Origin of the sequence: Chitinophaga sp. Cy-1792 (assembly GCF_011752935.1) — a bacterium.
Classification (GTDB): Bacteria; Bacteroidota; Bacteroidia; order Chitinophagales; family Chitinophagaceae; genus Chitinophaga.
In genome coordinates, this window is sequence record NZ_VWWO01000001.1 from 2,733,416 (window position 1) to 2,753,253 (window position 19,838).

At 46.8% G+C, this 19,838-nt stretch carries 16 protein-coding genes; 7 read left to right on the forward strand and 9 right to left on the reverse strand.

Going from position 1 to position 19,838, the window contains the following annotated elements:
• Window positions 1–13 precede the first annotated feature (13 nt).
• Both F3J22_RS11170 and F3J22_RS11175 read right to left on the reverse strand, forming a co-directional pair.
• Window positions 14–1,648, reverse strand: coding sequence for a SusD/RagB family nutrient-binding outer membrane lipoprotein (locus F3J22_RS11170; protein WP_167017102.1), 1,635 nt, complete (start codon window positions 1,646–1,648; stop codon window positions 14–16).
• 13 nt (window positions 1,649–1,661) lie between these two features.
• On the reverse strand, window positions 1,662–4,748 hold the full coding sequence (locus tag F3J22_RS11175; protein ID WP_167017104.1) for a SusC/RagA family TonB-linked outer membrane protein: 3,087 nt from the start codon (window positions 4,746–4,748) through the stop codon (window positions 1,662–1,664).
• 602 nt (window positions 4,749–5,350) lie between these two features.
• Here F3J22_RS11175 and F3J22_RS11180 point away from each other — a divergent pair.
• Together F3J22_RS11180 and F3J22_RS11185 are read left to right on the forward strand one after the other, a co-directional pair.
• The gene (locus tag F3J22_RS11180; RefSeq protein ID WP_167017106.1) at window positions 5,351–5,545 is read left to right on the forward strand and encodes a hypothetical protein; all 195 of its coding nucleotides are present in this window, start codon (window positions 5,351–5,353) and stop codon (window positions 5,543–5,545) included.
• Window positions 5,542–5,922, forward strand: coding sequence for a hypothetical protein (locus F3J22_RS11185; RefSeq protein WP_167017108.1), 381 nt, complete (start codon window positions 5,542–5,544; stop codon window positions 5,920–5,922). Before F3J22_RS11180 ends, F3J22_RS11185 begins: the two co-directional genes overlap by 4 nt.
• Here the strand turns inward: F3J22_RS11185 and F3J22_RS11190 are convergent.
• Window positions 5,919–6,869 (reverse strand): nuclear transport factor 2 family protein, encoded by a 951-nt coding sequence (locus tag F3J22_RS11190; RefSeq protein WP_167017110.1) that lies wholly within the window; start codon window positions 6,867–6,869, stop codon window positions 5,919–5,921. The two genes, F3J22_RS11185 and F3J22_RS11190, sit on opposite strands and share 4 nt — an antisense overlap.
• A 75-nt stretch (window positions 6,870–6,944) precedes the next feature.
• On the opposite strand from F3J22_RS11190, the gene F3J22_RS11195 reads away from it, so the two are divergent.
• The 5 genes from F3J22_RS11195 (at window position 6,945) to F3J22_RS11215 (ending at window position 11,545) form a co-directional block, all read left to right on the forward strand.
• Window positions 6,945–7,874, forward strand: a complete 930-nt coding sequence (locus F3J22_RS11195; protein ID WP_167017112.1) for a GlxA family transcriptional regulator — start codon at window positions 6,945–6,947, stop codon at window positions 7,872–7,874.
• Window positions 7,875–7,940: 66 nt separating this feature from the next.
• Entirely contained in the window at window positions 7,941–8,708 is a 768-nt protein-coding gene (locus F3J22_RS11200) for a DJ-1/PfpI family protein (protein WP_167017114.1), read from the forward strand.
• Window positions 8,709–9,044: 336 nt separating this feature from the next.
• Window positions 9,045–9,761: an FG-GAP repeat protein gene (locus F3J22_RS11205; RefSeq protein ID WP_167017116.1), complete on the forward strand. Its 717-nt coding sequence runs from the start codon at window positions 9,045–9,047 to the stop codon at window positions 9,759–9,761.
• A gap of 86 nt (window positions 9,762–9,847) precedes the next feature.
• Window positions 9,848–10,861 carry a pectinesterase family protein gene (locus F3J22_RS11210; RefSeq protein ID WP_167017118.1) on the forward strand — a complete coding sequence of 338 codons (1,014 nt, stop codon included), beginning with the start codon at window positions 9,848–9,850 and terminating at the stop codon, window positions 10,859–10,861.
• Window positions 10,862–11,005: 144 nt separating this feature from the next.
• Entirely contained in the window at window positions 11,006–11,545 is a 540-nt protein-coding gene (locus tag F3J22_RS11215; protein WP_167017120.1) for a lipocalin family protein, read from the forward strand.
• Here F3J22_RS11215 and F3J22_RS11220 read toward each other — a convergent pair.
• The 6 genes from F3J22_RS11220 to F3J22_RS11245 form a co-directional block, all read right to left on the reverse strand.
• Complete coding sequence (locus tag F3J22_RS11220) at window positions 11,542–12,093, reverse strand: hypothetical protein (protein WP_167017122.1); 552 nt, start codon at window positions 12,091–12,093, stop codon at window positions 11,542–11,544. The genes F3J22_RS11215 and F3J22_RS11220 overlap by 4 nt on opposite strands.
• A 115-nt stretch (window positions 12,094–12,208) precedes the next feature.
• The gene (katG, locus tag F3J22_RS11225; protein WP_167017123.1) at window positions 12,209–14,482 is read right to left on the reverse strand and encodes a catalase/peroxidase HPI; all 2,274 of its coding nucleotides are present in this window, start codon (window positions 14,480–14,482) and stop codon (window positions 12,209–12,211) included.
• 324 nt (window positions 14,483–14,806) lie between these two features.
• Window positions 14,807–16,345, reverse strand: coding sequence for an arylsulfatase (locus tag F3J22_RS11230; protein ID WP_240155036.1), 1,539 nt, complete (start codon window positions 16,343–16,345; stop codon window positions 14,807–14,809).
• Between the two features lie 80 nt (window positions 16,346–16,425).
• A complete protein-coding gene (locus F3J22_RS11235) occupies window positions 16,426–16,614 on the reverse strand; it encodes a hypothetical protein (protein ID WP_167013029.1) in 189 nt (62 codons plus the stop codon).
• An 87-nt stretch (window positions 16,615–16,701) separates the two neighbouring features.
• Window positions 16,702–16,905, reverse strand: coding sequence for a hypothetical protein (locus F3J22_RS11240; RefSeq protein ID WP_167017125.1), 204 nt, complete (start codon window positions 16,903–16,905; stop codon window positions 16,702–16,704).
• 92 nt (window positions 16,906–16,997) lie between these two features.
• On the reverse strand, window positions 16,998–19,832 hold the full coding sequence (locus F3J22_RS11245; protein WP_167017127.1) for a hypothetical protein: 2,835 nt from the start codon (window positions 19,830–19,832) through the stop codon (window positions 16,998–17,000).
• Between the last annotated feature and the right edge of the window lie 6 nt (window positions 19,833–19,838).

Genomic DNA, 19,838 nt, shown 5'->3' on the forward strand with positions numbered 1-19,838 from the left:
TGATGGTAATTTATTACGGTTTATCCCACCATACTGGTTTACTGAGATAGGTAGGTTTGGTTACATCCGGTTCTGTTTTCAACATTTCAGTTAAGTTGTAGTCTGTTTCATAACTGGCCATACAAAAACGGCGGGGCCAGTCTGTAGCGGCAGGGTAAGCCTGTGTATTCACGGCAAACGGGCGCTGAAATCCTTTGTAGATGCCAGCGGCTTCATTGTATACGCCAGCGCTGGTACAGTAGTCGAAGCGGCGCATGTCTACCCAGTTTTCAGGAGAGAAAGACATGGCGATGAATTTCTGTATCATGATATGGCTCATGGTTAGTGAACCCGGGTCCTGTACCACAGATGTGCTGGACAGGTATGCGTCGATTAAAGCCGGATTAATACCCATGATATTCATGTGGGAGCGTATACCTGCTTTGTAGGCAGTCAGTGCATCCGTTTTGTTGCCCATACGGAACTTTACTTCCGCTTCGATGAAACGCATTTCCGCATTGGTTAATAACAGCGCCTTAGCACCTCTGGCGGTATACCAGGAACCTGTAGAGAGTACACGTGGCGTATCTTTTGAAATAGCGGTGATCTTCAGTATCCATACATAAGCAGAGTCGCCATTGGTGAACTGGTCGGTGGCTTTAGTATAGGCGAGTGATGTTGACGGGCCTGCTGATGTGGCTACGTTTACACCTACGGTGCTGTACCAGCTGTTTCCGACCTTCCTTCTTGGCAGGAGGGTATCTATACGGGGATCCGGCATGTTATTGGCGCCGGTAGGAGCGCCGGTATAATTATTATTCAGGTAATCCACATACAGTTTAGCAAACCTGGTAGAGGCAGAGGCGCCGATATTCCCATATTGCTGTGATGCTTTAGAATCATCTTTTACACCCACTTCATCTACGTATTGCAAGATGGTACTCTGGTTATCTGCCTGTGGTGCTTTAGCCAGCAGGTCAAGTATTGTCTGCGGGTTGTATTCTGCTTTTTTGGAAAGATGATTCAGGCATCTTGCCTTAATACCATAGGCGAGCCTGATCCAGCTATCCAGATTACCATTATTCAGGATATCACCTTTTGACAACGCAGGGGCTTGTGGTCCTTGCGGTTTCTGGAGGTCGGCGATGGCTTCATCCAGCAGTGCCAGTACCTTTGTTTGTACGTAGGATGCATCTTCGTATTTAGGCGTATAGGTAGTAGGATCAGCAAACTGGTCGTACACCAGGACGCCGTAAAAGTCGGCCATGGTAGCAAATCCCCATGCTTTGATGATTTTGGCGACACCTATATATTGCCATGCATCTACTTTTTTGGCGGCGGTGATCAGGGGATCTACGTTTACCGCAGCAGCAGTGTACCAGGTCTGCCATGGATACCTGGCAGATCCAGACGGTTCAGAAAGCCAGGTGGTAAGTTTCCAGTTAGCTATGGTTGGAGAATTGGTATATGCGACCTGTTGTGTCAGGAAGGCGGAACGTGAGCCCATGGCCTCATATGCCCAAGCGAACTGGCTGATGAGTGGTGGGAGACGCAGTTCGGCAGTAGGAACATCTGTTGTGGCCGAATTGGGATTATCGTTGACATCCAGCCATTTTTTGCAGGAGGTAAAAGTGACGGCTAAGCCTATGATGATTAATAATTTTTTCATGATTCTCCGGGATTTAGAATTTGAAGTTTAAGCCAACAGCATATCCTTTAGTGGCAGGAACACCGGCATAGTCGAAGCCTGCAGAGCCAGAGCCTGTAACACCTGCGCCAGCGGCACTGGTTTCAGGGTCCATCCCTTTGTAGTTGGTGAACAGCAGCAGGTTAGTGGCGGAAACAGTTGCAGAAGCGCCTCTCAGCCAAGGGATGCGTTTCAGCTGTTTAGCTGGCATTGCGTAGGTGAGGGATACCGAGCGTAAACGTACCCAGTTAACTGACTCAACAAAGAAAGGTGCATTTTTCAGATAATAATCTCTGTAATACTTTTCATCTTTTACTACCGTTTTGGTAACGGGTTCGTATTTACCGGTTGTCTGGTTCAACGCAACGCCGGTGAAGGTTTCAGACTGCCCTCTATCCAGTGTTCTTTCACTCAGGCCGTAGTAGGTCATCAGCCATTCGGTACCATTGTAAACGTCGCCGCCTACACGGACATCCCAGAGCATGCTGAAGTTGAAGTTGTTATAGGTGATGCTGTTATTCAGGCCACCAATCAGTTTAGGTTCCCTGTTACCTATAAGGGAAGTAAGATCTGTACTTGTTGTTGGCAGGCCGGTTTTAGCATCCAGGATCAGGTTGCCGGCAGCATCGGTTACCCATTTAGAACCACTCAGTCCCATGAAATAGCCTTGAGGGAAAGAGGCTGGTTTTGCATTGGCTACCTGCACATCAGTGACATACAGGATGTTAATAGCACCAGGCAGTTGTTTTACACGGCTGGTATTATGGGAGAGGTTCAGCGTAACATCCCAGCTGAGGTTCGCCTTACGTACGGGCGTACCTGTTACTGTCAGCTCTATTCCTTTGTTTTCAATCAGACCTGCGTTTACAGATTTCAGGATATAGCCGGTAGCGTTACTTACCCTTGGTGAAACGATCTGGTCTACGCTTCTGTTATTATACCAGGTGAAATCGAATCCGATACGGTTTTTCAGGAAGCGCATTTCTGTACCAAATTCATAGGAATCGGTATGTTCAGGGCGCAGACTAGGGTTTCCCTGTGTCAGGTCATTGCGGTAACCGCCACCGATAGTTAATTCAGGGCCGATCAGTGCGGTGCTTGTTACGTACGGGTCGGTGTCTTTACCTACACGTGCCCATGAGGCGCGTACTTTACCGAAGGATAAGATAGGATCATCTTTCATTAGCTCAGAGAAGACAAAGCTGCCGCTGAAACTTGGGTAAAAGAAGGAGCGGTACATCAGCGGGAGGGTAGAGCTCCAGTCGTTACGGCCGGTAATGCCGAGATACAGCATATTCCGGTATCCGGCGCGGAATTCACCATACATGCCCATTAATCTTTTTCTGCTGATTTTATCGTAGGCGTATCTGTTCGCATTGGAAGCGTTGTTCAGCGAAATGAGTCCCGGCATGATAAAGTTCTCTGCACGGGTTGAAATAGTTCTGGTGTTATAATCTTCGGTATTATGTCCCAGTAGTAAACTCAGGTCGAAATCGCTGATCTGTTTATGGAAGTTCAGCATGAAGTTACCGCTGACAAAGTTGTACCGCTTGTTGGACTCGGACAGCATACCATTCTGCCAGGCCAGCTTCACAGAAGAGCCGGGGCTGGTGAGACTTCTGAAATTAGTGGTGAAGTTATCGAGGCCGAGGCGATAGGTTGCATCCAGCCAGTTGGTAACTTTTACACTGGTGTATACACTACCCAGGAAGCGATTGGTTTGGTCGGCCTGCGGGTTTTTGTTGATCAGCCAGTAAGGGTTGTCATTATCATCATCCAGGGATATACCCGGGATCAGGCGGTGTTTGGTTCCATCCGGATTAAGCCAGTTTTTCATGTTGTCATTTCTTGGCCACATGATGATGCTTTCCATGTAACCAGTACCTCCGGATCCCCATAAGCCGCTGCCGGTGAGGGTTTTCTGTGTTTCACTGATAGCATAGGTAGCATTCGCGCCAAAAGTAAAGCGGCCAACCACCTGTTCGCCATTAAAGCGTACAGAAGAACGATCGTAGGAAGTGGTAGGCACAATACCTGTTTGTTTCAGGTTAGAGGCAGACAGGAAGAACTTACTGTTTTTCGTACCCCCGGAAACGTTAAAGCTATTATCGAAAGCGTGGGCGGTCTGAAAGAAGTCGCCCATGTTGTCATATACTTTTTCGCCGGGTGCAAATTCGGGTCCCCATGAAAAAGCCGACTGGTCGTTGAAAGTGCCGGTATAGGAAGAGCCTTGTTTATATTTACTTTGTTGTTTGGGAAGTTTGTTAACGCTATTGGAAGTATAGCGTGGGGTTACGGAGATAATGGCTTTTCCTTCCGCACCTTTTTTGGTCGTGATAACGATCGCGCCAGCCGCTGCCTGGAGGCCATACAATGCGGCGGCAGCAGGGCCTTTCAGCACAGAGATAGACTCCACATCTTCCGGGTTGATATCCATAGCGCGGTTGCTGTTGGTGGTGGAGAGGTTGACAGAGCCATCGAAGGCACTGTTATCACCCTGGCCGGTGGAGTTGTTCATGGGTACTCCATCGATCACGAACAGTGGCTGGTTATCGCGCCCGAGGGAGGTACCGCCACGGATGATGATAGATGCAGATGCGCCGGGAGCACCGCCGGAGTTAGTGATGTTTACGCCAGCTATTTTACCGTTTAATGAGTTGATGAGGTTGGGATCTTTGTTTTTCATCAGCTCACCGGATTTGATTTCCTGTACGGAGTATCCGAGGGCTTTACGTTCCTTTTTGATACCCAGTGCAGTAACAACTACCTCGTTGAGTCCTGTTTCTGAAGATTCCAGTATAACATCTATTTTATTAACGCCGCCAATAGCCACCGTCTGGCTTTTGTATCCTATAAAAGAGAATTCCAGTATCTGGCCAGGGTTGGCTTTAATAGAATAGTGGCCCTGTGCATCTGTGCTGGTGTTGACGTTGTTGCTTTTTATGCGAACGGTTACACCGGGCAGGGCTTCCTTCTCACTGGAAACAACGGTGCCGGTAATTACCCGCTGTGCATACACCAGGTGGGGTAGCGACAGTGCTATTAACGACAGGATCGTTAATAACCTGAGTTTTTTTCTCATGGTAAACGTTTTAGAATTGGTGATAATTGGTTACGGTTTAGTACTTATCAGCATAGGAGCATTAGTAGCGCTACAATCGTTGTTGCTACAGGTAATTACAGCTATTGATAAATAATTGATTTTCGGTTCCTGCTGCCAGGAATTACAGATTTAAAGTCAGCTTTTAATACATCTTCCTTATAGATTTTCTATTACTCAAGCAAATAATTAAAACATAAGCAGATCTGGTTGCATAGGTCATCATGTGTTCAAAACACCATCCCAATAGGGTTGTTCCTTACTTTGGCAATAGGGATTTTATCTGTTCCTTATCACTTCTGGTAGTATTTATGATTTACTATGGCTACAAGCAGTTTTTTAGTAACTACTAAGATAGTAGCTTCCTCCATCATTTTCAAGTGCATTAATATTTTTTTTTAGTTTCTGACTCATGAAACGTTATTTTTTTAATATAGGCGTGGCAGTGAGGAGTTCTTCCTTGTATACAGGAAATCGAAAATGAAAAATTATAATTAAGCACTTGCCCATTTTCTTTTCTTGTCCGATAAATGGTAGTTTTAATAAAAATTAGTACATTTGTCCTAAAGTATAAAATTACAATTATGGAAACGTCAACAGAGAAGGCCGGAGAAAAGGAGATACCTTTATTGAAACGCCTGCGTAACAGCGTTTTACCGGTAAAAGAATCAGATCCTGTATGGATGCGTACGCTAAAGAATTCGGGGTTTATCCTGTTTGCCATCATGTTCGGTAGCGTCAGCTTACTGCTGGTAACAGCCATCGCCTTTGTATTATGAGTTGGAAGAGATGGACAGACCCGTTGTTTCTGGGTTACCTGCTTTGCTGGGGCATCATTCATTTATGCCGTGCTTTTCACGTGCCCACCGGATGGCTGAATAACCATCTGACAGACTTCATCGCGGTGCCTGTAATGGCGCATATAAGTGCTGCTTTTATTGCCGGGGTAATCGTCAGGAGAGATGATTATCATTACCCGCTGGGATATCTGTTGTTTATTGCGCTTTATACATCCGTCGTTTTTGAAGGAATCATGCCGCGGCTATCATCGGTGTATACCGGCGACTGGATGGACGTAGCGGCCTATTTTGCCGGTGCATTGTTTTATTATTTCGTACATATACCTATACTCAGAAAGGGCTATCAGCACGATTAATCGTGCACGACCATCTGCCTGAACATCTTATAATCCCCACCATCTTTTTTCCATATATTGATACTTTTCCCATCCACATCACCTTCGCTGCTGCCAGCTTTCCAGTGCACATGATAGAATCCGTTGGCGATAACAAAATCGCCCAGGTCTATCAGGGAAGAAATACCGATGTTAACATGGTCTTTGGTGACGGTTGGACTTTCATGTTCTACATAATAGTTACTGATAGCCTCCCGGCCGCTGATCAGGTTGCGGTAATAGGGCATATAGATGGCGTCGGCTGTATAGAGTGCGCCCATGGCGGCACCGTTGGCAGTCATGACGTTACGGGCAAAAATTTCATTCTTTTCGTTGATGCGTTCCAGTAAGCTGCTTTTAGAAGGGGAGGGAACAGCTTTCTGCAGAATGCTGATAGCTGGTAATACGTTCCTGGCAAGGTCTTTTACTGAGCCCTGGATTTCTGCGATCAGCACCGGCCGCTGCGGATTGGAAATATCCCAGACGTGCAGGTATTTGGTTTCGTAGAGGTAGGGTTCATTTTTTCCCAGCAGAATAGTGGCTTTGGCATTACCTATTTCTATCAGGTGATTTTTCAGCACCTGGATATCTATTATTTCATGCTGGCAGTTACTCACTTTGGCGGAATCCATCCATGCCCTGACATAGGTTTCAATAGCAGAGCGGCCATAAAGTGTATGGCTGTATTCCGGCATCCGTACGGCTTTGTAGGCATAGTAGCTCATGATCTTCGGGACATCACAGGTAGCCCATGCATCGTCCATTTGCTGTTCGATGACAGTAAGCTGCTGATGGTAATCCGGTGCGGGTTGGGCGTCGGCAAAACGGGCCAGGGTTAATAAGGTGGTTAAAAATACGAGGTAACGCATAAACCAGTTATTGATATTGTGAATACTGCTGCCAGGGTTATAGGGGAAATGTACTGCCAAAGTAAGGTAAAAATGAATGTAGCGAATATGCAGTCAAATGATTTAAGACGCATTTAACTTAATTATCTTAGCCTTATGGAAACCAGAAGGGTAATATTTTTTCTGTTTGACCAGGTACACCTGATGGACCTGGCCGGGGCTGTAACCGTGTTTTATGAGTCGGGCTGCTGCGGACAGCCATATGAACTGCGGTACGTGTCCCCGTATCCGCAGGCGGGCGTGTCCTGCGGACTATCTTTTACCAACCTGGAGCCACTGGAGGCTGTCACCATCACGTCATCGGATATACTTATGCTGGCAGGCATGGACCTGTCTAAATGGAACCATGCGGATGATATGAAATGGATACCATGGGTACAGGCGGCAGCTGCTACCGGAGCCACCGTTTGTTCCGTATGTACGGCAGCGTTTGCGCTGGCGGTAGCCGGATTGCTGGACGGGCGGCCCTGTACAACACATTGGGGGTATACTGCTGCGTTACAGGAGCATTTCCCTAAAGCGCAGGTATTGGAAAACAGGCTATTCGTGCAGAGTGACAATATCTTTACCAGTGCCGGGATTTCCACCGGTATTGACCTGGCATTGTACCTGGTAGAGCAGGACCATGGCCCTGCTTTCGCGTACAAGGTAGCGAAGGATATGGTCATCTATATACGCAGAGATGGGGCTGCTACGCAACAGAGCGTGCATCTGCAACACCGGCAGCATATCAATCACCAGGTCCATCAGGTGCAGGACTATATTGCCCATCATCTGCCTGAAAAAATAACTATTGATGATCTGGCAGCACTGGTATTTAGTTCTTCCCGTAATCTGACCCGCCTGTTTAAAACGGTGACAGGCATTACCATCGGGCAGTATATCAAAGAGCTGCGCCAGGAAAAGGCGTTGCAGCTGCTGAAAGAAGGTCACAAGTTATCGTGGGTGGCGCAATCCAGTGGTATCAGCAGTCAGGGTGAGCTTCGGTTGCTGGCGAAACAGGCGGGTAGGGGAAGGTTGGCCTGATTTGACTGGTGGTTGTCCTTATTTATAGGTGGTGGCACTCCTACCTTTGGGACACAATAGTTCTATATGAAACGATTACTCTTTTTTTTGTTATGTTTTCCTTTGTGGGCGCTGGCGCAGCAAAAGGGCCCTGTTTATGTTTGTCCGCCCTGTGGTGCCTGTGATACGCTTACTTTCACAAAACCGGGTGTTTGTCCGCATTGTCATATGAAGCTGATAGATAAGAAGGCGGAAGAAGCGAAGCCTAAGCGATATAGTATTTGCTTTTACCTTTATGAAGGCACAGAAGTGCTGGATTTCGCAGGGCCGATGGAAGTATTTTCCTATGCCGGTTTCGATATTTTTACGGTAGGCAAAACGAAGTCTCCCGTTACCGTACAGCGTATTATGAAAGTGGTTCCTGATTATAGCATTGCCGATGCACCGGCGGCAGATTTCTTTGCCATTTTTGGCGGCGATGATGAAGTAGCCGGCAAAGACCCTGAGGTGATTAACTGGATCAAGTCGAGGGATGCGCAGACGCAAGGTTATTTTTCGGTATGTACGGGCGCCTTTGTATTGGGACATGCAGGGTTACTTGACGGGCTTACTGTCACTACTTTTCACAATAGTATCCAGCATCTGCGAAATATGTTGCCTGGTACTAAGGTGCTGGATAATGTAAGATATGTAGATAATGGAAGAGTGATTACCACTGCCGGTATTTCAGCAGGAATAGACGGCGCATTGCACCTGGTGGCGCGGCTGAGAGGTGAAGAGGTGGCGAAGAAAATTGCTGAACAGATGGAGTATGATAAGTATGTGCCGGAACAGGGGTTGATAGTAAAGCATTGATCGTATTGATAACATAAAAAAAATCTTACTGTTTTTGCAGTAAGATTTTTTTTATGTTAAAGAAATACATACCTTGAATTACATTCTCCCTTTATGATTTCCTATCCGATGTACCTGGCCAGAGAAGGCCATGGTCAAGCAATTGCACGCGCGTTGCATTTGTATATTCTCCTGAAGATAACAGGTTGCTATTATCATTTTGTTACACAAACATCGACGTCTCCTCCTAAATTATCTACCTGAATTATTATCTCCTCCGTAACGTTCTGTTACAATTATTTTCCACCAATTTTCAGATAGATAAATCCCTCTGCTTCTAAATAATTCCCAATACTTATGAAACGCTTTTTGCTGGCTGTAGCGCTGTACCTGGCAGCCTGCCATGGCACTGCCATGCCTGAAACTTTTACACTCAAACCATTACCAGATAGTTTGAACAGATTGTGGCGTGATATAACTACCGATACACTGGTAGGGTATACGTCCGGCGCTTATTTGCGGGTATACCGCTGGCAGCATGATCTCGTAGGTATCTATCAGTCAGATACTACGTGTATGCTCCTCCGTAAGAACAGCCAATGGTGGTTGGTTGATACGCTGCCCTTCCGGTATTTCGGAGGGTGGATAGATACCACGGATCTGAACGGCGACGGCTATACGGATTTGCTGGTATCCGGCGAGCCGGCCAATGGCAACTATGTAGGCGTACCTGTGCTGAGTGACGCCAATGGATCATTGAAAGTTTACCCACATTGTAAACATCCGAATTTTACTTATGTGCCTGAATTGCATGTAGTACGTGCCTATTGGGCTGGTAGCTGGTATTCGACTTTTTTTAAAGAAGAATATGTCTGGAAAGATGATTCACTTATCTTACGGGAAGGCGTTAGAATGTTGCCACCGGCGAGTATGGAAGATAATTCCGGTATAGATACACTGGAATATTATCGCATGCAGGGAGACAGGGAGTATGTATATAAGCGACTGATCAGTGATAGCAGCTGGCAAGTTTATGATCATGCATTGTGGGAAGGATTTGAATGTAGCCGTTAACATCTTTCTAAAAACAAACCTGCTACGGGCTTCATTTTTATCTTCCTAATCCTTATTTTAGGCAGTTATAAAAAAAATGCCACGTTATGTACCGATTCTTTCTTCGTATTACCATTTTATTATGCCTGATTAACATTTGTGCTGTTGTTGCCAGTGCCCAAACAGCTAACCCGCATCAGTATAAATATAAATTTACAGTGGCGAAAGATGGCTCCGGCGATTTTAAATATATCCAGGATGCCATTGATGCTATGCGGGTATATCCGCTGATGCCGATCGTGCTGTATATTAAAAATGGTGTATATAATGAGAAGATAGAATTGCCGGCAACGAATACGGATGTACGGTTTGTGGGCGAAAGCGTGGACAGCACGATTATTACCTTCAACGACTATAGCGGCCGCGGTAAGCTGACTACTTTTACCAGCTTTACCGCTAAAATTTCCGGTAACAGGTTCCTGGCAGAGAATATCACTTTCGTTAATGCCGCAGGGCCGGTAGGGCAGGCGGTGGCCTTGTATGTGGATGCAGACAGGGCAGTATTCCGCAACTGCCGGTTCCTGGGGCATCAGGATACGATTTTTACCGGCGGAGAACAGTCCAGGCAATTATTTGTAGACTGCTACATTGAGGGTACCACCGACTTTATCTTTGGGCCGGCTACAGCGTATTTCCGCAACTGCCGCATTCATTGTAAGGCTAATTCATTTATCACGGCAGCCAGTACCACCAAAGGAAATGCCTATGGCTATGTGTTTGCCGACTGCAAGGTAACAGCCGATAGCAGCGTAACGGCGGTGAGTCTGGGCAGGCCCTGGCGCGGTGACGCCAAAACGGTATTTCTCCGTTGTGAGCTGCCGGCTTGTATCAAGGCTGCGGGCTGGGACAACTGGGGTAATCCGCAGAATGAGCAAACCGTTTACTATGGCGAGTATAAAAATACCGGGAAGGGGAATCAGCCGGCAAAGCGGGTTTCCTGGAGTCATCAGCTGACAGCCCGGGAAGCAGCGGCCTATACGGAGGCGCTGGTATTTACAAAATCGGCAGATGGAAAATGGTTTGAAGATATTCAGCAAGAGAATTTTACCTTTGCAAAGTAAATTGGAATTTGTTGTTCATTACGGTACGAAATACGGGTGTTATCCTTTCATTTTTAAGTAAGTAATTACAACAAAAATAGCCGGCAGCTGCAGAGAGTCGCAGTGCCGGGATCATCATAAAGTTTAATTGGGACAGCCATGATTATGCGTCGGAAATTACTCACTGGCGCCGCTTTGGCGGCAGGAGTATTCCTCTATGTAAAAGGACGTAGTGTTTCCATTCCTAAAGGCGCTACTGCGGTAAGGCCTTTTATACTTAAAAAATACCTGGGTACCTGGTATGAGCTGGCTCATCTGGATTACCGGTTTGAAAGCCACATGAACAATGTCAGCAGCACCTATTCACTGAAACCCGGTGGGAAAATAGAAGTAGACAGCAAAGGCTTTGATGAAACCCTGAAGAAATGGAAGATTTTCAACGGCAAGGCGAAATTCGTGAAAGACAAGGCTGAAGGCCGTTTCATGATATCATTCTTTCCTTTCATGTATGTAGGTCATAACGTGATCGATATCACCGATGCCTATGATTATGCACTGATAGCCGGTGATAGCCTGCACTACCTGTGGATCTTCTCCCGCACAACCACTATTCCGGAAAATGTAAAAATGAGATTTCTTACCAAAGCCAAAGCGCTTGGGTATGATGTGAAAGCATTACGCTGGACGAAGCATGATGCGGCCTAATGCCTGGTGGCTGCATTTTTACGGTATTTAATGATAACACCGTGATCTTTGTCCATTACCCCATATTTCTTTTGCAGTTTGTCTTTATTAATAATGGAGATGCTGATTAGGTTCTTTTTGTTAACCTCTCGTGGAGCATTCAGGCAGGTCCCTGATTCCAGTTTGCCGTTGACGATATAGACTACGTTCAGCGCTTGCGCCGCTGTTGGAACAACCTTACTGTAGGCAGGTGAAAGTGCGGAAATATTCTCCCAGGCTTGTTGCCGGGCATAAGGCCTTGTGATCAAAATGACCATCTTGCATGAATCGGGGCCTGTGCCATAAAGGATTTGTGATCCCGGTTTCTTTTCTATCCTAAACTCACAAAGATCATTAGGTTCTACCTTCATGGCCTCAATGGAGGGATATTTCACCCCATCCATGTAGTATTCCGGGACGTTGAGCGTATCTGGCTGTGAAGGGAGCGACCGGCCTATAACTGTCTGTTGGGCGTGGCTGTCTAAAAAAAAGAATAAAATGCTGCTCAGTAATAATAGGCATCGGTTCATCTAAAGGTGATTTCTCTCAATAATAATTAATAAAATAACACAGGCATCTGCATAAAAGAAAGGCGGCAGGTATAATACCCGCCGCCAGACCAGATTATCTGCTAATAAATCAGACTTATTTCTTCACATCAAACCTGTCAAGGTTCATCACTTTTGTCCATGCTGCTACGAAGTCTTTGACAAATTTTTCTTTTGCATCGCCGCTGCCGTATACTTCTGCCACTGCTCTCAGTTCGGAGTTGGAACCGAATACCAGGTCGGCGCGGGTGCCTGTCCAGTTAGGTTTGCCGGTTTTACGGTCATAACCCTGGTAGCGTTCTTTATCTTCTGAAGCAGCTTTCCAGGCAGTGTTCATGTCCAGCAGATTTACAAAGAAATCGTTGGTAAGTGTGCCTGGATTTTTGGTAAATACGCCGTTGGCAGAGCCATCAGCATTGGTATTGAGTACACGCATACCACCTACCAGCACTGTCATTTCAGGAACGGAGAGGGTAAGTAATTGTGCTTTATCTACCAGCAGGGCTTCTGTAGAAACCAGGCGGGAGTAGCGTTTGCGGTAGTTACGGAAACCATCGGCTACACGTTCCAGGTGGCCAACAGATTCAACATCCGTCTGTTCCTGGGTAGCGTCCATACGGCCAGGGGTAAATGGCACGGTGATGTTGGTGCCGGCATCTTTAGCCGCTTTTTCTACCGCTACATTACCAGCGAGTACGATCAGGTCAGCGATGGAGATCTTTTTACCGCCAGTTTGTGCTTTGTTGAATTCCTGCTGGATAGCTTCCAGTTTGTCCAGCACATTGGATAGCTGCACCGGGTTATTCACTTCCCAGTCTTTCTGTGGTGCCAGGCGGATACGAGCGCCATTGGCGCCACCGCGTTTATCTGAGCCACGGAAAGTGGAGGCAGAAGCCCAGGCTGTAGATACCAGCTGTGGAACGGTGAGTCCGGAGGCCAGCACTTTAGCTTTCAGTGCTTCTGCGTCTTTGCTGTCAACCAGCGGGTGGTCTACTGCAGGGATAGGATCCTGCCATATCAGCACTTCGGAAGGAACGTCTTTACCGAGGTAGCGGGCACGCGGGCCCATATCGCGGTGGGTCAGTTTAAACCATGCACGTGCAAAGGCATCTGCGAACGCATCCGGATTTTCAAGGAAGTGACGGGAGATCTTTTCATATGCAGGATCGAATCTTAAAGAGAGGTCAGTGGTGAGCATGGTAGGCTTATGCTTTTTGGAAGCATCGAAAGCAAACGGGATGATATCATCCGCATCTTTTGCCACCCATTGGTTAGCACCGGCAGGGCTCTTGGTTAATTCGTATTCGTATGCGAAGAGGTTTTCGAAGAAGTTGTTGCTCCATTGGGTAGGCGTTTTTGTCCAGGTAACTTCGAGTCCGCTGGTGATGGCATCGGCGCCTACGCCGGAGCCGTAGCTATTGCGCCATCCGAGGCCTTGTTCTTCGAGGCCTGCGGCTTCGGGTTCTTTGCCTACATGGTCTGCAGGAGCGGCGCCATGTGTTTTACCGAAGCTGTGGCCACCGGCGATGAGGGCAACGGTTTCCTCATCATTCATGGCCATGCGGCCGAAGGTATCGCGGATATCTTTCGCCGCGGCGATAGGATCGGGGTTACCGTCCGGTCCTTCGGGGTTTACATATATAAGACCCATCTGCACAGCAGCGAGTGGATTTTCGAGATTGCGGCCGTGCATCTGGCCATCACCTTTATCATCAGCAATTACGACACCACCATCTTTTACAACACCTTCATCACCGCCTGCGTAGCGGATATCGCCGCCGAGCCAGGTTGTTTCTGCGCCCCAGTAAACGTCGGTATCAGGTTCCCATACATCCGGGCGTCCGCCGGCGAAGCCAAAGGTTTTGAAGCCCATTGATTCGAGGGCGATGTTGCCGGTAAGGATCAGGAGATCGGCCCAGGAGAGGTTGCGACCATATTTTTGTTTGATAGGCCAGAGGAGTCGGCGGGCTTTATCCAGGCTAACATTATCCGGCCAGCTGTTGAGCGGGGCGAAGCGTTGTTGTCCGGCTCCGGCGCCACCGCGGCCGTCACCTACGCGGTAGGTACCTGCGCTGTGCCACGCCATACGGATAAACAATGGACCATAGTGCCCAAAATCGGCAGGCCACCAATCCTGTGAGTCAGTCATCAAAGCATGGAGGTCTTTTTTTACAGCCTCCAGGTCCAGCTGTTTAAATGCTTCGGCATAGTCGAAATCCTTGTCCATAGGATCAGAGGATGGAGCATGCTGACGAAGCACATTCAGCTTTAGTTGCTCTGGCCACCAGTCGCGGTTAGTAGTTCCGCCGCCGGCAACGGCTTGTTTTTTTGCTCCATGAAAAGGGCATTTGCTGATGTCGTTAGATTCCATTGTTAAAAGGTTATTCTATAAGTGAAATAATTTTCCTGACCTCGGCCTGTTCGGACCAGCCAGATTGCTAACTGTCTTGGGAAACCGAAATTAGGACTTTATAGATATAGTTACAATCGATTAATCTTATAACGAAATAGGGTTAATCTATTTCAGGCGGTGGCATTGTCGCAGCAAAGTCGTGGTCACCAGTGCCAGAAAGAAAACAACCCAGCCCTTGAAAAGGTTGATCAGCGGGCGATAGAATAAGCAGGAGAGATATAGGGGGCGTAGAACAAACATCCGCCGGTATTATATTTTACCGGCGGATGGAGGTAGATGATATTATCTGCTGCCGCTGGCGGCCTTTACTGCAGCAAGTTTTGCTGCCATGGCATTGGCCCTGGCGGTATCTGTGGCTGCGAGATTTTTTGTTTCGAAGATATCTTTTCTGATATCATAAAGTTGTGGCTGTGGATTGTTGCCCAGCTCAATATTCACGTCTTCCGCCAGTTTGCGGCCATTAGACGGGGTGATATATTTATAGTCTCCCATGATGATCGACAGCGGGCCACCTTGCGTAATAATATACGGCCGGCTCTTTTTGGATTTGCCCAATAGCTGTGCCAGCATATCAAAGCTGTCCGGGGCGTCGCCATCGGCGATGGTTTGGTGGGTCAGCCCGGCGAAGGAGGCAAAGAAATCTATCTGACCGATCAGCGCGTCGGAGACCAGTGGTTGCTTAATGGCTGCGGGCCATTTAACGATCAGCGGTACACGGGCACCTGCTTCGAAGGAGCTGTATTTGCCACCTCTGAGCGGGCCGCCGGGTTTGTGATCGCCCACGAGTTCGGCGGCCTGGTCCAGGTAGCCGTCATTTAGTACGGGGCCGTTGTCGCTGCTGAATACGATCATGGTATTTTGTGTAAGTCCGAGTGAGTCGAGCGCATGCGTGATCTGGCCTACGGTCCAGTCGAGCTGCAGGATGGCATCTCCACGGAGTCCCATACCGCTTTTGCCTCTGAACTGGCTATGCGGGTACCGTGGCACATGGATATCGCCGCTGGCGAAGTAGATGAAGAAGGGTTGCTGTTTATTTTCTCCGATGAAGTTGATGGCTTTCTGTGTGATGATGCCGGCGATATTTTCATCTTTCCATCTGGCGTTGTTGCCGCCGGTCATCCATCCGATGCGGCTGATGCTGTCGATGATTGTTTGATCATGTCCCTGGCGTGGGTCCGTGCGCATACGTAGTTTTTCCGGGTTTTCCTTACCGGTAGGGTCGTTGCCTACTTTGTACTGGTAGCTGACCGTGATAGGGTCGGCAGGGTCAAGGTTTACCACCTGGTGATTTTCTACGAACACGCAGGGTACTCTGTCCAGCGTTGCCGGCATGATGAAGGCGTAGTTGAAGCCTATTTCCAGTGGCCCTGGTTTGAGTTCGGTATTCCAGTTGGTGGTGGTGCCGGGCGTACCGATGCCCAGGTGCCATTTGCCGATGACAGCGGTTTTATAGCCGGCATCCTGGAGCATGCCGGGTAAGGTTTTATGATTGGTGGGGATAATCAGTGGAGCGTCGCCGGGGGCGATGCCGGTGTTGTTTTGTCGCCATGGATAACGGCCGGTAAGGATGCCGTAACGGGAAGGCGTACACGTGGCACTGGTGGCATAGCCGTTGGTAAACCGGACGCCTTGCTGCGCCAGTTTATCGATGTTGGGGGTATGGATTTTCTTCATGCCGTAGCAGCTGATGTCTCCATAACCCAGGTCATCGGCATAAATGACAATAATATTGGGCTTTTTCTGGGCGAAAGTATTGCCAGGTGTAGCGGCGCATAGGAGTAAGGCCGCCATGGTGGCGTTTCTGAATTTTTTCATGTTCATAGTCACTAAGTTACTGCAATATAAGGCCTTGCGCCTTTGAATGCAATGAAGTAGGGTGACTTTTACATGAAAGGTATCAGTTATTTACATACGCCGCAGCTACCGCCTTCTTTGGCGCAATGTTTACAGTATTTGCAGTTTTTGCAGGCATTACAGTTTTTGGACCCGGTACAGGTAGCGGCAGCGGTTTTGCTGCTGTAGTTCGTATAGGCATATACGGAAGCGGATACAAGAAGGGCGGCCGTGGCGGCGATCAGTAGCTTTTTCATGTGTACAGGTATTAATAGGAATGCCGCTAAAGTACTGCTTTAGCAATAAAGATCAGGATAGAATCCATGGAAAGTTGTCTTGAAGAGTTATTTGTCTTGCTTCATCTTTTTCAGCCACAGCGCAACCGTCCAGATAACAGTGACTGCGAAAATGCTCCACCAGAGGATATAATATCTGCTGAAGAATTCATGAAAATAAGCGCCAACGATCACGTATATACTGGCAATACATAACTTGAAGGGGATGAATTCGGTATTTGTCCAGGTAGTTTTTCTGTTGAAGAAACTCATGGGGAAGATGTTTAGGCGAAGGTAGGGGATTTAAATTCAGTATCCCTGGTCTTTATAGATGCATCAGGGATATATTATCTTTCATCCAATAACTAACCCTTTTTCCGCTTCAGCCCAAACATCCTCGGGTAATATGCTACACTAATCATAAAATACTGCTGCAATGTATTCACCGTCTGACTGGAAAGCGTATTTCCTATGGCGGTATTGATCAGGTTTTTATTCTGATGCAGGAGGTCCAGTGCGGCAAATTTAATCTCAGCATTGGCGCCTTTCAGCAATCTGTAAGCGATATCAGCATTCCATATGGTGAAAACCTGGTTGCCTGTATAATTAGTTGTCAGTGAGTTAATATCAGCATTGGTATGTAATGTCAGTTTATGCATGACAGTTAGAGTAGCATTACAGAATAATACCAGGTTTTTGGTGTTGTAGTGGTATAGATCATGTTGTTTGCTTTGACTATTCTGATATTGTTCTCCTATCTTCACCTTTAATATATCATTGAAATCATAAGCCAGGTCTGTACTGAATATGCTGAACAACGATTTGTATTTATAACTGACCCCGTTTAGTACCGCTGGCGTTTCCGAATAGTTAAAGGAGATGCCGGTGCTCCATTGGAACTGGCTGTTACCAAGTTTAAATGCTTTCGCGAAATGGTCGTTCAGTCTGTAACTATTGCTGCCATCAGCGTTTATGAGGTGATGATTACTTCTTCCCAGACTATCAATATAATCATTACCCGTAATTACATGCTTTGTAAATACAGCTCCAGCTTGTAAATCGTTACGGAATTCATTGGGAGATTTGTTATTGAAGTGATACGTAAATGATAAGTTATGTGTATAGGCAGGTGTTAACCGGGTGTTGCCTGTTTCTACGTAGTAAACATTGATATCATCGACCAGCGGTACAAGTTCCTGTAAGGTAGGGAATCTGACCGTTGTGTTATAGTTGAAGAAATAGGATTTGGTAAATAACCCTGTACGATCAAAAATACGATTAATATTGACAGCAGGAATGAAATAGGAATAGAAACGACTGATCTGCTGAAAGTCTTTCTGCGAGCTATTGTCCAGATTGAAGAATTGCACTTTTCCAGTGAGGTTAATCGTCAGGTCCTTTCTGTAACTACCGGCCCAGCGTTTAGTAATTGTTTTCCCGATATTCAGCCCTGTCTGGTAGTCCCATTTCCGTTCTCTGTTAATATTTGTCAGCGCTTCATATACCTGATATTTTCCTTGTTGGTTATCGCTGACGATGTTATTATTATCATTTTGCTGAAATGAAAGTTGATTCAGGATGTCGATGTCAACAAAAGGATAATATCTCCAGCGCTTATTAAAGCCTTTGATGACTGACTTAATTACATGGGAGTTGATCGTACTTTTAAGTTGGTAAAGCCGGTCAATTTTTCTGTTAGCAGCGGAGTCGTCGGAGAGAAATGTATTTTGATGGGTATTCGTGTTGTTACTGGTCTGCCTGTTAAAGGTGTAGGTTAGGTCCATGTCTGTCGAATGTGGTACACTGCCGTTTCCTGTCCAGTATCTTTTGGTATTGAGACTGAATTCGCCTGTAGCATTCGTTCTTTCCGCTTTGCTGTCCTGCTGATCAAAGCTGTTGCTTTTTAGCGTGTTTGCTGCATTGAAGGTGGAATCCTGCTGCATCACATGCATGCCGGTATTGCTATAGTTGACATCGACATCAGCGGTAAAGGTGACGTAATCTTTTTTTCGCTGATAATTCCCGTTAATGGCATGATTATCGGCATTATTATGATTGATGAAGTTGGAGTTTTGATAGCGTGTACTATTTGCGTCAATCTTAGTGGCAGACTGCGTTGCCTGAGTGATGTCTGTATTGCCGTTATGGAAGTAGTAATTTGCCTGTAGCAGATTGCTGTCGGCAGGATTACTTATATGGTCTTCAAAGTCGTATGCAGCTGTGGCACCGAATGCGGAGAAGGTTGTTTTTCCTGGTTTTCTGAAATCGGCAAGGTATTGATTACGGGCTTCATCTGTCTGAAAGGAAGCTTGTTCTGTCAATGCTTCCAGGTTACCGGCAGTTTTATTTACGTTGTTATAAACACCGCCGACTGTCACCTGGCTTTTAGGGGAGAAGTAGTTCATCATTCCGGTAGCATCGGTATGTTGGCCGGTACCTCGTCCTATGCCTATCTTTCCAAAATATCCATCTTTTTTATCTTTCCCCAACACAACATTCATGTAGGTATTTTTGTCCACCTTGTCAGGAATGGATTTATCTTCATACACCTGAATTTTCTTTACTGCATCTTTAGCAAGATTGTTCAGTGCAATATTGGGATTACCTCCAAAGAATTCTTTACCTTCTACAAATAATTTGCTGACTTTTTTGCCATTTACGGTGATAGCGCCATCGCCCCAAACGGTTACTCCTGGCAGTTTTCTGAGCAGATCGCCTACGACGGCATTGGTGTCGAGTTTAAAGGCGGCGGAATTGAATTCCAGTGTGTCGCCACGCATTTGAATAGGTGGCGGTGCCTCCGTTATAACTACTTCCTTTAAGGTTGTTGTCTGTCGCTCTACGACGATCGTATCGAAGGAATGAGGTTTTATGGTGTCAGTTATAATGAAGTCTTTCGTGGCAGATTTGTAGCCAACGTTACTGGCGACAAGCCGTAGTGGCTTGCCGACAGGTAGGTTGTCTATATTGAATTTGCCCCAGTTATTTGTTAGCTGGAAGCGTAGCAGTTTTGCGTTTTCTGCCAGGTAGATAGAAACAGTAGCGGCCTGCATTACATGGTGGTGTTGCTGGTCAAATACCAGTCCTGTCGCTTTGCCGGCATTGGTAATGACGGCAGATGAATCTTTCTGTTGCGCATATAATTTAAAGGAAAAGCATAGTAGCAACGTCGGTACAGTAATAAGTCGGATGATGTTCATTCAGCG

What these genes read in the sequence shown, in the direction of transcription:
- F3J22_RS11170 (WP_167017102.1), bottom strand. Translation starts at nt 1,648, where the DNA reads ATGAAAAAATTATTAATCATCATAGGCTTAGCCGTCACTTTTACCTCC.
- F3J22_RS11175 (WP_167017104.1), bottom strand. Translation starts at nt 4,748, where the DNA reads ATGAGAAAAAAACTCAGGTTATTAACGATCCTGTCGTTAATAGCACTG.
- F3J22_RS11180 (WP_167017106.1), top strand. Translation starts at nt 5,351, where the DNA reads ATGGAAACGTCAACAGAGAAGGCCGGAGAAAAGGAGATACCTTTATTG.
- F3J22_RS11185 (WP_167017108.1), top strand. Translation starts at nt 5,542, where the DNA reads ATGAGTTGGAAGAGATGGACAGACCCGTTGTTTCTGGGTTACCTGCTT.
- F3J22_RS11195 (WP_167017112.1), top strand. Translation starts at nt 6,945, where the DNA reads ATGGAAACCAGAAGGGTAATATTTTTTCTGTTTGACCAGGTACACCTG.
- F3J22_RS11200 (WP_167017114.1), top strand. Translation starts at nt 7,941, where the DNA reads ATGAAACGATTACTCTTTTTTTTGTTATGTTTTCCTTTGTGGGCGCTG.
- F3J22_RS11205 (WP_167017116.1), top strand. Translation starts at nt 9,045, where the DNA reads ATGAAACGCTTTTTGCTGGCTGTAGCGCTGTACCTGGCAGCCTGCCAT.
- F3J22_RS11210 (WP_167017118.1), top strand. Translation starts at nt 9,848, where the DNA reads ATGTACCGATTCTTTCTTCGTATTACCATTTTATTATGCCTGATTAAC.
- F3J22_RS11215 (WP_167017120.1), top strand. Translation starts at nt 11,006, where the DNA reads ATGCGTCGGAAATTACTCACTGGCGCCGCTTTGGCGGCAGGAGTATTC.
- F3J22_RS11220 (WP_167017122.1), bottom strand. Translation starts at nt 12,093, where the DNA reads ATGAACCGATGCCTATTATTACTGAGCAGCATTTTATTCTTTTTTTTA.
- katG (WP_167017123.1), bottom strand. Translation starts at nt 14,482, where the DNA reads ATGGAATCTAACGACATCAGCAAATGCCCTTTTCATGGAGCAAAAAAA.
- F3J22_RS11230 (WP_240155036.1), bottom strand. Translation starts at nt 16,345, where the DNA reads ATGAACATGAAAAAATTCAGAAACGCCACCATGGCGGCCTTACTCCTA.
- F3J22_RS11235 (WP_167013029.1), bottom strand. Translation starts at nt 16,614, where the DNA reads ATGAAAAAGCTACTGATCGCCGCCACGGCCGCCCTTCTTGTATCCGCT.
- F3J22_RS11240 (WP_167017125.1), bottom strand. Translation starts at nt 16,905, where the DNA reads ATGAGTTTCTTCAACAGAAAAACTACCTGGACAAATACCGAATTCATC.
- F3J22_RS11245 (WP_167017127.1), bottom strand. Translation starts at nt 19,832, where the DNA reads ATGAACATCATCCGACTTATTACTGTACCGACGTTGCTACTATGCTTT.